The sequence below is a fragment of the Sphingobacterium endophyticum genome (genome assembly GCF_009733535.1).
GTDB lineage: Bacteria > Bacteroidota > Bacteroidia > Sphingobacteriales > Sphingobacteriaceae > Sphingobacterium > Sphingobacterium endophyticum.
In genome coordinates this window covers 201,561-214,874 of sequence record NZ_SMMI01000004.1, presented here as the reverse complement: position 1 = coordinate 214,874, position 13,314 = coordinate 201,561, and the positions used below count along the sequence as shown (strand labels likewise).

Here is a 13,314-nt window from a genome sequence, read left to right as displayed (position 1 = left end):
GATCAGCTACAAGTTGTTATACAATTTAATAAATTTGGCGTTAAATTAAATTGATTTCGCCAGTGAAGACACAATTTCGCTTTTTAAGCTTTCTCATATTTGCCTCATTTTTGTGTCTAACAGCATGTGAGAAAGATCCAGAATATAAAAATATCCTAGTTAATGATGAACAGGCTAATATTGATATGAACTCTGGATTTGTGGATAAGGAAGTTCAGCTTACTTCAGATTCATGGAAAGTGGTCTATGTTCGAAATATAAACCCTACCCAATATCTTTTAGACAATAAATTACAGTTAATGCGCCTCCAAGAAATTGGAAAAGTTGAATGTTCTTTGGGATTTTTGTCTCTCGAAAAAAAAGCAGGTTCCACAAATAAACTCTTTATTTCCATGACTGAAAATTTTAGAGACGAACCTAGAAGAATTTTGATAGGTCTTCAAGATGCTGATCAGGTGAAAGAAATTGTAATTACCCAGAAAAAAGGTGCGGAATATGAACTTAGCAATAAAATAGTTGAAGAAATTTACGGAACTCATAAAGCTTGGACTCAGCAATTAAATAGAACAACAATAGATAATAATGCCAGTACAGAAGTTAAAATTCTTACGCCTATTAAGGAGTTCTTCAAAGATGCAGCTTTCTCCTCTACCTTTCAATCTGATGCAATTGGTTCTTTCGATTGGTCTCCTGCTCCTGACAGTTTGATATCTATGATCGCTCTGGAGCATGAGGGTGTTAAATATTGGGATGATAAAGTGAAATATGTTCAAGGTCCTCAAACTTCTGCATATCTTAAAGATGCCAACCAAGCTATTAATAAAATTATACCTCCCTATAGTAAAATGACTGTTTATGGAGAAGTTACCTATGTTTCTCGTGAATGTAAGTATACCTTTGAAATAAAAAATAAATCAACTGGATTTAAAACAATACTAAATGGTAAATGGAAACAAAATGTTCCAATTAAATCAGAAATTAAAATAATCTAAATGTTTTAGTTTCCCTTTAAATTACTCCGTTAATATCCTGCCATAAACCTCATCCAAAATATTCCCATAAAAAATCATCCTTTTTTGTAACGAATAGCGATAAACTATACTAACTTAATAAATTGGTAAAACTATCGACTTTGAAAATTAAGGAAAAACAATTCTTGTCTGAAATTGACCAACACAAAGGGATCTTATATAAACTCTCAAAGATTTATATGGATAACCATGTAGATAGGGAAGATCTATTTCAGGAAATGCTATTCCAATTATGGAAATCATATGAAAACTTCAAAGGTGTCAGTAAGTTTTCTACCTGGATGTATCGAGTAGCTCTTAATACTGCATTAGTATATCTTAAAAAAGATAAGAAAATGCCAAAATCTGAAAACTTGATCGAAGAAATTGATATTCCTGATCACAGTGATCACCCGGAAAAAGAAGAACAATTGAACTATTTCTACCGTGCTGTGAAAGACTTAAATGAAGTAGAAAAAGCTTTGATTTTCCTGTTCTTAGAAGGTTTTTCACATCGTGAAATTGCAGAACAATTAGGGATAACAGAGGTCAATGCTCGAGTAAAACTAAATAGGACCAAGGATAAAATACAAGAAATCATTAAAAAACAAGGCTATGAATTTTGACGATTTAAAGAAGGCATGGGATAATGAAGATAATTCTGATTTGGATTTAACAGCCATTAATCTTTCCTTAAATAAGGCTAATAACGCCATTGATAAGGTACGAAAAAATATGAGAATGGATTTTTACTGTTTATTGGCTACAACTATTTTAAGTTTAGCTGGACTTATCTATGCTCATTTAAATTTAGATGTGAAACCTATTATTTTTTTTACCTTGGATAGTTTTGCTTTCTTAATCTTCGTCCTTATCCTGTTCTTCTTTATAAAATTCTATAAGTTTTACAAAAGGTCATACCATCTAAATTACGATAGCCGCGATAACCTCATGTGGTTCTATTATGAATTGAGATCATTTATTGATTTCTATCACGCTTTTTTCTTTGTGTTTTTTATAATGGGTTTAGCATGTGGTTTGGCCATCGGACTGATGACAGTAAATATTGAAATGGTTAGTGGAAAAAAAGATGCTATTGGCAGGGCATTGTCCGATAATATTACCAATAAATTTATTTACTTCGGTAGCCAAGCTATTTTGATTCTGGGAGGAACCCTCTTGTTTCGCTGGATGATTAGCAGAATGTACGGTAGGTACCTTAAACAAATTAAACATACACTCGATCTTTTAAGGTCCGATGAATAGGGGAGGATTTATGGCATTTCTTGGGCTTAATTTGAATATTTTAAATAAAATAGTTTTGTGCAAATCAAAATTATATCCTATCTTTGCGACTCATTAAATATTAACAATTTTAATAAATAACAATGTACGCAATAGTAAATATAGCAGGACAGCAATTTAAAGTTGCTAAAGACCAATACCTTTTTGTACATCGCTTACAAGGAGATGAAGGCGCTAGTATTGAATTTGACAATGTATTGTTAGCAGAAGACGGTGGTAAATTTACTGTAGGTACGCCAAGTATCTCAGGTGCTAAAGTTTCGGCTACTATTTTGTCACATTTAAAAGGTGAAAAAGTTATCGTTTTCAAGAAAAAACGTCGTAAAGGCTACAAAAAGAAAAACGGTCACCGTCAACAATTCACTAAAATCCAGATCACTGGTATCAGTTTATAATCGAATTTTTAATCTGACGCAAGTCTTAAATTAGAATAAAGAAATGGCACATAAAAAAGGTGCGGGTAGTTCCAAGAACGGCCGTGAGTCACACAGTAAGAGATTAGGTATCAAAATTTTCGGTGGTCAACAAGCTATCGCTGGTAACATCATCGTACGTCAACGTGGTACTCAGCACAATGCTGATGCAAATGTTGGTATCGGTAAAGACCATACCTTATACGCTCTAATCGACGGAACTGTTGTGTTCCGTAAAAAAGCGAATAACAAATCTTACGTTTCTGTATTACCTACAGAAGAAAATAACTAAGATTTATTAAGAAACTTAAAAAGCCTGTCTGAAATTTTCAGACAGGCTTTTTTGTGGAGAATACCGGATTCGAACCGGTGGCCTCTTGCCTGCCAGGCAAGCGCTCTAGCCAACTGAGCTAATCCCCCTTTAGGCTATTTCATTCCTAAATTATATTTCGTGCCATCCGTTAATGAAACATCCAACATAAACTTGCTGAACTCTGCATAACTCGTTGCCGGATAGGATCCCTCCCTAAGCTGTAGCTTCCGATAACAGATCATCTTTCCATCCTTGATGTCAACCTTGAACTCATAGCTCCCCATTGGTACCTCCAACTTCTTATTTACAGGAATAATATTTGTCGATAGCTTTTCTGGAAGCTCAATCTCTGTCTCATCAATATCGGTATATCCTCTCGTTATTCTTACTAGATTCGTCCTATTCCTAATATCCGGAATACTGCTGCTGCGATTTAGGAAGTTAGGATAAATAGTCATATTCGTCCCATTTTTTATCCCAAAATCATCTGCCTCTATTTTTAGTTCCTCTGTTAAAGATAAATTATCTTGCTGATTAATTGTATACTTAATTTCATTGAACTGTATTCTATTGATATCATAGGATCTACGCAATAATTTTACTTGCTCATCCTTAATCTTCTTTACATTGTAAAAATGATTTTCAAATTGAGTGCCTGAAAATTCAGTGGTAATTTTTCCGCTTATCTTCCCGTTTTCATCCATCACAAATGATCCTTTCCTATTTTGCAGATTCTGCTCGAAATTATAAACTTCCGTACGCATAACCTTTCCGCCTTCTTCTGTCACAGCAAGAACCAGTCGATCATCTGTAAAGTCTCCAAGATACCCAAAAGGTAAGTCTTGACTCGTACATTCTAACCAAGTATAATCATTTTCGAATGGAAGACATAATATAATATGATTTCCGTCAACTAAATTGGCAAACTCAGGCTCAACATCCATTTTCCGATTGCCCGCCTCAACGATGCAATAATAGGAGGGAATATCAACAACATCTAATAAAGCTTGCATATAATTAACCAAGGCTTTACAGTCCCCATATCCTAATCGATCCACATCCGCAGCCGGAAATGGCTCCTGACCCCCAATACCTATCTGTACCGATATATAACGCGTTTTCTTCTGTAGATATTCATATAATGCTTTTGCTTTTTCTTTGTCAGTTTTAAGATCTTTCGTTATTTCCTTAACCTTAGCTACCGTCACTTCAGGTAATTGACGCTTATCTTTCAATAAAGCCGTATTCATCCAGCTTCCATAGGATTTCCAGTCATTTACCTCGCCCGCATGTTTGTAATATTCAAAGCTTTCTGGAACAACTAAAACCCGCATGCCCGTTTCATGACGGTTTGGACTATATGGCTCCGAACGTACAGCACTGATGTTTTCAATGTTCCAATAGTATGATTTTTGTTTCCCTTTCATTTCCTCCTTACCCTCTTTTTTCAGATTCTTCTTAAGGATGCGAAGTTTATAGTCTGGATTGGCTAAGATTTCGTAAGAACTTTTCTGAACCGAAACATCCCCAAAAAAATCAGGTCGCCAAGATTGCAGAATTAATGTCTGATTATGTCGTATCTCATAATCCATAACTACAGTAAATGGATAACTCGGTAAGGAAGGAAATAAATGTTTTATCCTCGTATTGGTAAACATCGTACCTTCATCAGAAGCACTGTAATCCTTGAAATCCTTTATTGTGAATTTTTTAACCGTTTTTCCATCTGCATCCAAAACTTCCCCTTTAATGCTTTTTATCTGTTTGGATTTATCATAGCCGAACTGAAGACCTGCATACCCATCCCCAGAACTATTATGGATAGTGATAACCTTCCTGCCCGTTTCTATCATTTCACTCGGACTTTTAATGTCATATGTGGTATGGTCTTCCCGGATAGTTGCAGATGCCCTGCTTAACAATTCTTTTGGAATCTCTGAAGCCTCATATTGTGAGAATGCAAATGAAAATCCCAATAGGAGGAAGGTGAAAATAAATCCTATGCGCCTAATCATATTTTTTTAAATTGAAAATCGGTCAATTGTTGTTGGATAATCCTCGAGAAAAATTCTTTTAAATGAAAATATTCCTCAGGACTAAAAATTGCTTTATTCAAGGACATATTTTGCTGAAGCATCAAAATATTATTTTCATACAAAGATCTGAATGTATATTTTGCCGAATTCTCCGGCAAGGTCAAGGCCGAATCCTTGGGTTTATTTAAAATTGTATAACCCAATGGAATAGTTATGTTGATATTATGAACTTCTGTCTGTGGTGCTCCAAAATCAACATGGTAGTTTCTTTCTTCTAACTTAAATGGGTTCTTCGTCGTACGCTCATAAATAATAGGATTAAGAACAAATTCATTTTCCCTAAAGTTTTCCCTCATTTCCATCTCAAACTCCAATTGTTCAACTAAAGGCTTTTCCAAGTCGTCTAAATTCTCCACCTTTGAACTTAATATCCGCATCGAAGTTAATTGTTCCATTAATTTTTCTTCATACTCTTCAAAGCTGTTATATTCTTCAATTTCTTCTCTTTTGTGTAGTGCATGTAATCCTGAATATTGGATCCTAATGGTTCCTTTAATTTTCCCCGCAGAATCTAATTTCCCCAAAATATTATAATTGTTTCTTGAAGGGACCTCATTCTTAAGGATTACCCAATCCGATTGACTTTTAGAATAAATTACTCGACCACGATCATTGATTGAACGCATTGATAATTCACCAAATGGTAGATATTTCTCCGAGGCATCCAATAAGTAGTCCTTGCCGTCTATTTTCGCCATAGCAATCACCGCATTGAAATCAGTCATTGCTGGATATAAAAAGCTCGGAATACCGTTTTCTCGCGTCGATATAATAACTGGGTAGGCTTCTATATCTGCTGCATTCAATCCTGCTACCAATCCCAAATTGATATCTGCCATATTTCCTTTCTTCTGCTCTAAGGCCTTTTTAACACCTACATCCGAAAACTTCCCACCTATTTGATTCCAAGTAATATTTTTTTGGAGATAATAGAAAATAGCTTTGGCTTTATCTAACTTATTTTCTTTCCCTGCTATAATTTCTGGTAACAGATCCTTAAACGCACCCTTATTTTTTATCTGACCTCCAAATTCCTTCTCCAACATTAAGTCCTGGTCAATATCTGTCCATGTCTTTGCAAAATTTGTATGTGGACCATCGGGATTGAAGTAGGTCCTCAATTCATAGTTAATAGAGGAAACATAATTGATCGCTGCCAGCATAAAATCTTCATCTTTAAATGCCGGAATATTTTCCATCACATAGGTCATCTTTGAACAGTCCTGTCTTGTTCCATTTAAAAGAAAATGCTTATTCAATACAGAGGTCTTGCTATCAGTCAATGGCAAGTATCCTTTAAGGTTGGTATTATATTGAAATGTTGACGGTATTACAGCAACATACTCACTATGTAATTTGGGATACTTGGATTGAAAATACCATGATCGGAACGTCCTTATACCTGGGGATACTAATCGATAAGAATATTCTATTATGGAATTGTCCTTGATGTTAGGTAGCGTAAATTTAACCTCTTGGCTATATTGAGATGATTTATCCGTAAAAATGGCTTCTCTTTTAAGATCATCCGTTACCAATTTTCCATCTTCGAAATTATGGGTTCTCCCTTTCACATCGCGTACATATTCGAAGTCTGGTCCATATTTATATAAGTCTATACTCACATTTGCCGCATCAACACCTTCCTTGTCCAAAATCTTCATCCGAACATATCGATTGTGGACAACCATCAAACCCCGGTCGCTTTCACTATACTCCAGCTCAGTTCTTCCATGTTCAAATAATACAATTGCATGTGCAGAGGTATCGTTCTGCTTGTGGTCAGTCGTGAATAAGCCCAAGTCCAACTTAGGTAATGGATTGTCTTGAGCGTATCCCATCAGGCTTGCACATGTCATGCAGAGACCTAATAAAATAGATTTCATAATGATTTGGTTAAAATTTAGTCAAATGTAAATAATTTACATCTGATTTAAGTATGTATAATTGGTAATTTTTTTTTAATTTTTTTATGGCAAAATTTAAGCCTCTAATAATTGTTTTTCATATAGTGAAGCATATTCTCCTTCCATCGACAATAACGATTCATGAGTGCCTTCTTCTATTATTCTTCCTTGATCTAATACGATGATATGATCTGCATTTTTGATCGTTGATATCCTATGGGCAATAATTATCGAGGTCTTGCCAGCCATGATCTTACCTAGATTGTGAAGGATCTCTTCTTCCGTCTTCGTGTCAACTGCTGATAGACAATCATCGAACATAAGGATTTTAGGGTCTTTCACCAATGCCCTAGCAATAGAAACACGTTGTTTTTGACCTCCCGATAACGTAATCCCTCTTTCTCCAATATGGGTTTCAAATCCCTCATCAAACCCAACAATATTCTCATAAACTACAGCGTCTTTTGCTGCCTTCTCCACTTTTGGCGTATCTACTGCATCCAATCCAAATGCTATATTACGAGCAATTGTATCTGAAAACAAAAATACCTGTTGCGGTACAAAACCGATTTGTTCGCGGAGGGATTTTAATTCATAATCTTTAATATTATGCCGGTCATATAAAATTTCACCCTTATCTACATCAAACATTCGCAATAATAAATTTGCCAGTGTCGATTTTCCAGATCCTGTACGACCAATTATGGCCATTGTTTTTCCAGCTGGAATATGAAAGCTAATATTATCTATGGCCTTAATTCCCGTGTCCGGATAGGTAAAGGAAACATTCTCCAACCTGATATCTCCCTTTAATTCCTCCTCTATACTGCCGCTCTTAATTTCCGATTTTGTGCTTAGGAACTCATTGATACGCTTTTGGGATGCAGATGCTCGCTGAACTAATGAGGTTACCCACGCTAATGACATGGCCGGAAAGGTAAGCTGATTGACATAAATAATAAACTCAGCAATATTTCCAGCTGTAATATTACCGTCTTTGACTTCCAAGCCACCAACATATACCGTAATAATCGTACTGAATCCAATTAAAAAGATTATTAATGGAAAAAAGATCGCCTGAACCTTTACAAGGTTCAGGTTGATGTCCTTATATCGGTCACTCTCATTTTTGAAATTATTCATCTTATCGCTTTCACGAGTATAAGTCTTAATGACCCTTATTCCTGAAAAAGTCTCCTGAACAAATGATGAAAGATGGGATAATTGCCTTTGTATTCTTTCACTCCTCCTATTGATTACTTTGTTGACAAAAAGTATAATAATCGAAATAATGGGAATGGGAATTAGGGAATAGGTCGCTAAGGTGGCATTCACATTATACATCGCATAGATTATCATAATGGATAATACCACTGTATTTATAGCATACATAATCGCGGGACCCAAATAGTTGCGAACCTGATTAACGTCTTCCGTCGCTCTATTCATTAAATCACCTGTATTATTCTTTCTATAAAAGGCGAAATCTAATTCTTGATAATGCTGATATATCTCATTCTTGATATCATATTCAATATGCCTGGAGGTAAGAATCAAGGTCTGACGCATCATAAAAAGAAAAATTCCCCTCAGAAGTGCCAAAACTAAAACTACAAGACCAAAGAATAAGAGACTTTTACTAAATACCTCATAAATGATGGATTGCCTATCAAACCCATCATAAAGTCTGTACAGATCAATATTTTCTTTGACCAAGTCAAATGCTTCTCGGATGACTTGTGCCGGAAGGATACCAAAGTAATTGGAAATAATCACAAAGATGACTCCTGGGATTAACTTCCAACGATATTTATAGAAAAATTTATTGAGGTATGATAGTTCCTTCATTTCAACAAAAATAATGGATAATTTTCAATAAACTATAGGTGAAAGTTGTGATATTGTCAATACTTTCATCTAAATCGAATATTTTAAGGCTTTTGGCTAAAGAACTAAATAATTTGCTAATTTTGTACCTGTTAATTTTGTTTGTTTATGCAAAAAGATTCTACCTCGTTATTTGATTTGATGCGCGTATCTGACCATCAAAATATCTTCATTTGTAATGATAAAGAAGTCGGCTTGAAAGCTATTGTAGCAATTCACGACACAACCTTGGGCCCTGCAATCGGTGGTGTTCGGATGTTGCCGTATGCTACAGAAGCCGAAGCAATCGAAGATGCTCTACGCTTATCTAAAGCAATTACCTACAAAGCTTCCCTTGCCGGATTGAACCTAGGAGGCGGTAGTGCTATCATCATCGGTAACAATAGAACTGAAAAAACAGAAGTTTTGATGCGTCGTTTTGGTAGATTCATCAATGGATTGAACGGCAACTTTATCGCTTCAATCGACGTAGGTACAACACAAAAAGACCTGGAATATATTCACGCCGAAACAAATTATGTAGCTGGTTTGCCAACATCCTTAAATGGTTCTGGCGATACAACCGTATTCGCAGCAAAAGGAGTTTACTACGGAATTAAAGCTGCTATCAAAGAATTATATGGTGATGATAACCTTGCAGGTAGAAAAATTGCTGTTCAAGGTGTCGGAAGTGTAGGGGAACACCTAGTCTCTTTATTACGTGCTGAAAATGCAAGAGTGTATGTTTCTGATATGACTGAAGAGCGTAAAATGAAAATCGCCGCAAAATATAAGGCTGAACCAATCACTTACTCGACTAGCTTTGAACTGGATGCTGATGTTTATGCACCTTGCGCACTCGGAGGCACTGTAAATCCAGATACTGTTCCTCGTATGCGCTGTAAAATCATCGCAGGATCCGCAAATAATCAACTATTGGAAGATGAGAAAACCGTGGAACTATTAAAAGAACACAATATTCTCTATACGCCTGATTTCTTGATTAATGCCGGAGCATTGATTTCTTGTTTTTCAGAATTGGAAGGATATGGTGCAGATCGCACTGATCACCTAATCCGCTATATCTATACAGCAACGAGACACGTTATCCAAAAATCAAAAGAAGAAAATATTTCAACTTATCAAGCTGCAAAAGAACTCGCCGAAAAGCGGATCGCAGACATGAAAAAATTAAAATAATACCATAGTATAATATCGTTCTTTATTAATATTCGTTCTTTCAATAAATTATGCTAAATAGAAGACACCTTAGGGTAAAGGTCATGCAAACATTGTATGCCTACAGCTTGTCGGAAGACAAGAACATTGTTAGTTTTGAGAAAAACCTTCTCAAAAGTGTGGAGGAAGTCGATGAAATGTATATCTGGACACTGAATCTTTTAGATGAAGTTGCAGAATATGTGCTTATCGATGTGGAAGGTATTGCCAATAAATGGATTCCTTCTGATAAAGATAAAAACTTCACCTCTACTAAACTGAACAACAATACTTTCATTGATTCGCTTAGACAAAACAGAGAGTATTTAGAAAAAGTAAAAAGGTATAACGTCGATTGGAATTACGATCCTGAAATTGTTCGCTCAATCTATGCTCAGTTAAAAGATTCTGAAGCTTATTTGGAATACCTAAACCTGGAAGATCGATCTATCGCTGCTGAAAAAGATATTATTAAATATATCTTCAAGAAGATTATTCTAAAATCCCCAGATATTGAACAAGCATTAGATGAAAGATTCATAAACTGGCAAGTCGATAAGGAAGTTTTGCAGGCTATGATCGCTAAAACCTTCAAGAATTTTAATTCTGAAGTTCCCGCTAAAAATAAATTGGCTGACTTAACTCCGAGCTGGCTTGAGGATAAGGATTTTATAATCGACCTACTGAAAATGACAGTTAAATATGGCGAAGAATATCAAGACCTTATTGCTGCCAAAACCAAAAACTGGGAATCTGACCGAATTGCATTAATTGATAATCTTTTGATGCGAATGGCAATCACAGAATTGATAAATTTTCCAACAATTCCTGTTAAGGTAACAATTAACGAATATATCGAATTGTCTAAGTCTTTCAGTACCTTGAAAAGTAGTACCTTTATAAATGGTATATTAGACAAAATACTTGCTGACCTTACCTCGCAAAGAAGAATTAAAAAAGAAGGTCGCGGGTTGATCGCATAAATAAATGAATATGAAAAAACTTATTTTGTCATTCGTAGCTGCTACGGTTTTGTTTACTTCTTGTAACCAAGCTGCTAAAAATGCAGATCAGGAAACTACATCAACTGAAAGCAATACTGGAAATTCAGCTCAAGCGAACGACGGTATTGGAAAAATGGACTTTGAAGAATCTGTTTATGACTTTGGAACCATCAAAGAGGGAGAGGTTGTTAAACATGTTTTTAAATTTGAAAATACCGGAACTAGTCCTGTAATCTTATCTCAGGTTTCTGCAAGTTGTGGCTGTACAACACCAAAATTTACAACAACGCCTGTTTTACCAGGGAAAGTAGGGGAAATTGCCGTTGAATTCAATAGCGATGGACAGGTAGGTCAACAACAAAAGATAATCACAATTGCTTCAAACGCCGAATCTAATATCACTACAGTACAATTAAAAGGTACAGTGGAAGCAATCTAAGCGTAAACTATAAACTATAATATACAAATGATCTCAACAATTTTATTACAAGCAGGAGGAGGTTTTACACAACTTATTCCAATGGTATTAATCATTGTGGTTTTCTACTTCTTTATGATTAGACCACAAATGAAAAAGCAAAAAGAACACAAAAAATATATCGACGAAATCGGAGTGAATTCAAGAATTGTAACTACTGCCGGTATTCATGGACGTATCGTCGAAGTTAGTGATAAAACTTTCTTGGTAGATGTTGGAAATGGTGTTAAAATTCGTTTCGATAAAACAGCGATTTCTCTTGAAGCTTCTAAAGCATTAAATGTAGAAAAGGCTTCTTAAACATATTTCAAGCTAAATTAGGCTGATCGTCTAATTCTACAATAAAGAGCTACAAAATTTTTGTAGCTCTTTTTTTTATCCAATTTTAATTTTTTATGCAGATCAGTTTCCGCAATGTTTTAGTCCATTTCTATTCTTGGTTTGATCTCCGTCCACTCTTGGTCTACTCTTCTTCCTTTTTCGTCCACACATTATCCATACCTCGTCCGGATGCAAGCGGACGAGGTCATAATCAGCTGCGGATGAAAAAGGAAGGAGAATGGAAGAAGAGTAAAAGGAGTTAGGTAGAAATAAAAAAACTGGTTGCTTTTTCTGTCTTACAGATCTAGCAACCAGTTATTATTAAAATTTAATTCGATTTATTTACTGTGGGAATTCTAAAACTCGAATTTCTGACATTTGGAAATTACTACCACCATTTAGTTCTGTCATAGAGAATCTATAATAATTATATGGGGTTTTATTTGTAAATAAGAAAGTCCTTGATTGTCTTCTTTCCGTGAAAAATTCATTTGTACGTTGATCAACGGTAATCCATGTTTCTCCATCAATTGAACCTTCTACTTTCCAGCTTTTAGGATCTCGGTCTGGTGAGTCATTACCCGAAGTCATACTATATCCATTTAGGATTTGTGGGGATTGATACGCAAATTGCCAACTCATATTATTTCCAACTCCACCCACAAATAATTTGGTCGTGATATCTCCATCAATCATCTTTTTCGATCCTTCTCCAGCATCCGGTCCACCACTGTTCTCATGGGAAACAGAGAATGAATTTTCAAAAGTCGTAATGTCTTTGATAATTCCTAATTCAGATACAAAAAGATTTAAAGCTGCAATCGAACCTTTTGAAGTTGTCAATTTTAATTGTACTTCTTTAAATGTTCCGGGATCGAATTGTAAATCAATTGTTTTTTCTGTGCTAAGAACTTGTCCATTGCTCTCATAACCATCTTTCCATTCGGTCTTTGCTACTGACATTGCTGTGGTAAAGGCCAAATTCAATTTTCCCGCTCCTGCAGGTTTTGCAGTCACCTTAATCAAATTAGCCGCCGAAATACGGATGGTTTCCTCGCGCTGTGCCCAATATCCTTCGCCATTTAATGCAACCAACTTGACAACATAGGTTCCTGTATTTAGAAAAGTATGGGTAGGAGTGACGACAGAGGCTGTACTATCATCTCCAAAGGACCAACGCGTTTCTTTAAAGTTCGTCGCTTTGTTATCAAACTTAAAAGTAAATGGATCATTCTGGTTTACCTGTGCGAAGGTAAATGCTGCCGTTGGTTTTGGTTCTTTTTCAATAACTTCAGGCACTGGTTCTTGATCTTTTTTACATGAACTGCTCAACAGACCTAGAGCTAAGCAGAGAAATACATATTTCATTAATTTCATAATTTC

Annotated in this window: 13 protein-coding genes and 1 tRNA gene; 9 read left to right on the top strand and 5 right to left on the bottom strand. The window is 35.5% G+C overall.

Annotation, left to right across the window (positions count from 1 at the left end; genetic code table 11):
• The first annotated feature begins 62 nt into the window (after positions 1-62).
• The 5 genes from E0Y80_RS06770 to rpmA all read left to right on the top strand — a co-directional run bounded on the left by E0Y80_RS06770 (position 63) and on the right by rpmA (position 3,020).
• On the top strand, positions 63-992 hold the full coding sequence (locus tag E0Y80_RS06770) for a hypothetical protein (protein WP_156306901.1): 930 nt from the start codon (positions 63-65) through the stop codon (positions 990-992).
• Between the two features lie 140 nt (positions 993-1,132).
• Positions 1,133-1,636 (top strand): RNA polymerase sigma factor, encoded by a 504-nt coding sequence (locus tag E0Y80_RS06765; RefSeq protein ID WP_156306900.1) that lies wholly within the window; start codon positions 1,133-1,135, stop codon positions 1,634-1,636.
• Positions 1,626-2,276, top strand: coding sequence for a hypothetical protein (locus E0Y80_RS06760; protein WP_156306899.1), 651 nt, complete (start codon positions 1,626-1,628; stop codon positions 2,274-2,276). Before E0Y80_RS06765 ends, E0Y80_RS06760 begins: the two co-directional genes overlap by 11 nt.
• 122 nt (positions 2,277-2,398) lie before the next feature.
• Positions 2,399-2,710 (top strand): 50S ribosomal protein L21, encoded by a 312-nt coding sequence (gene rplU, locus E0Y80_RS06755; protein ID WP_093098124.1) that lies wholly within the window; start codon positions 2,399-2,401, stop codon positions 2,708-2,710.
• A 43-nt stretch (positions 2,711-2,753) separates the two neighbouring features.
• Positions 2,754-3,020, top strand: a complete 267-nt coding sequence (gene rpmA, locus E0Y80_RS06750) for a 50S ribosomal protein L27 (protein WP_156306898.1) — start codon at positions 2,754-2,756, stop codon at positions 3,018-3,020.
• A 54-nt stretch (positions 3,021-3,074) separates the two neighbouring features.
• Here rpmA and E0Y80_RS06745 read toward each other — a convergent pair.
• The 4 genes from E0Y80_RS06745 to E0Y80_RS06730 all read right to left on the bottom strand — a co-directional run bounded on the left by E0Y80_RS06745 (position 3,075) and on the right by E0Y80_RS06730 (position 8,892).
• Positions 3,075-3,148, bottom strand: a tRNA-Ala gene (locus E0Y80_RS06745).
• Between the two features lie 6 nt (positions 3,149-3,154).
• Positions 3,155-5,056, bottom strand: a complete 1,902-nt coding sequence (locus E0Y80_RS06740; protein ID WP_156306897.1) for a DUF3857 domain-containing transglutaminase family protein — start codon at positions 5,054-5,056, stop codon at positions 3,155-3,157.
• Positions 5,053-7,023: a transglutaminase family protein gene (locus tag E0Y80_RS06735; RefSeq protein ID WP_156306896.1), complete on the bottom strand. Its 1,971-nt coding sequence runs from the start codon at positions 7,021-7,023 to the stop codon at positions 5,053-5,055. Before E0Y80_RS06735 ends, E0Y80_RS06740 begins: the two co-directional genes overlap by 4 nt.
• 96 nt (positions 7,024-7,119) lie before the next feature.
• Complete coding sequence (locus E0Y80_RS06730; RefSeq protein WP_156306895.1) at positions 7,120-8,892, bottom strand: ABC transporter ATP-binding protein; 1,773 nt, start codon at positions 8,890-8,892, stop codon at positions 7,120-7,122.
• A gap of 147 nt (positions 8,893-9,039) precedes the next feature.
• Here E0Y80_RS06730 and E0Y80_RS06725 point away from each other — a divergent pair, with 147 nt between their 5' ends.
• The 4 genes from E0Y80_RS06725 to yajC are packed head-to-tail and all read left to right on the top strand — an operon-like array spanning position 9,040 to position 11,910.
• Entirely contained in the window at positions 9,040-10,110 is a 1,071-nt protein-coding gene (locus E0Y80_RS06725; RefSeq protein WP_156306894.1) for a Glu/Leu/Phe/Val family dehydrogenase, read from the top strand.
• Positions 10,111-10,160: 50 nt separating this feature from the next.
• A complete protein-coding gene (nusB, locus tag E0Y80_RS06720; RefSeq protein ID WP_197091506.1) occupies positions 10,161-11,111 on the top strand; it encodes a transcription antitermination factor NusB in 951 nt (316 codons plus the stop codon).
• A gap of 10 nt (positions 11,112-11,121) precedes the next feature.
• Positions 11,122-11,571: a DUF1573 domain-containing protein gene (locus E0Y80_RS06715; protein WP_197091505.1), complete on the top strand. Its 450-nt coding sequence runs from the start codon at positions 11,122-11,124 to the stop codon at positions 11,569-11,571.
• A 27-nt stretch (positions 11,572-11,598) separates the two neighbouring features.
• On the top strand, positions 11,599-11,910 hold the full coding sequence (gene yajC / locus E0Y80_RS06710; RefSeq protein ID WP_156306892.1) for a preprotein translocase subunit YajC: 312 nt from the start codon (positions 11,599-11,601) through the stop codon (positions 11,908-11,910).
• Positions 11,911-12,273: 363 nt separating this feature from the next.
• Here yajC and E0Y80_RS06705 read toward each other — a convergent pair whose 3' ends face one another.
• Entirely contained in the window at positions 12,274-13,299 is a 1,026-nt protein-coding gene (locus E0Y80_RS06705) for a PKD domain-containing protein (RefSeq protein ID WP_197091504.1), read from the bottom strand.
• Between the last annotated feature and the right edge of the window lie 15 nt (positions 13,300-13,314).

Coding starts and splice junctions, on each gene's coding strand:
- E0Y80_RS06725 (WP_156306894.1), top strand. CDS start 9,040: ATGCAAAAAGATTCTACCTCGTTATTTGATTTGATGCGCGTATCTGAC.
- yajC (WP_156306892.1), top strand. CDS start 11,599: ATGATCTCAACAATTTTATTACAAGCAGGAGGAGGTTTTACACAACTT.
- E0Y80_RS06730 (WP_156306895.1), bottom strand. CDS start 8,892: ATGAAGGAACTATCATACCTCAATAAATTTTTCTATAAATATCGTTGG.
- E0Y80_RS06740 (WP_156306897.1), bottom strand. CDS start 5,056: ATGATTAGGCGCATAGGATTTATTTTCACCTTCCTCCTATTGGGATTT.
- E0Y80_RS06705 (WP_197091504.1), bottom strand. CDS start 13,299: ATGAAATATGTATTTCTCTGCTTAGCTCTAGGTCTGTTGAGCAGTTCA.
- E0Y80_RS06760 (WP_156306899.1), top strand. CDS start 1,626: ATGAATTTTGACGATTTAAAGAAGGCATGGGATAATGAAGATAATTCT.
- E0Y80_RS06735 (WP_156306896.1), bottom strand. CDS start 7,023: ATGAAATCTATTTTATTAGGTCTCTGCATGACATGTGCAAGCCTGATG.
- rplU (WP_093098124.1), top strand. CDS start 2,399: ATGTACGCAATAGTAAATATAGCAGGACAGCAATTTAAAGTTGCTAAA.
- nusB (WP_197091506.1), top strand. CDS start 10,161: ATGCTAAATAGAAGACACCTTAGGGTAAAGGTCATGCAAACATTGTAT.
- rpmA (WP_156306898.1), top strand. CDS start 2,754: ATGGCACATAAAAAAGGTGCGGGTAGTTCCAAGAACGGCCGTGAGTCA.
- E0Y80_RS06715 (WP_197091505.1), top strand. CDS start 11,122: ATGAAAAAACTTATTTTGTCATTCGTAGCTGCTACGGTTTTGTTTACT.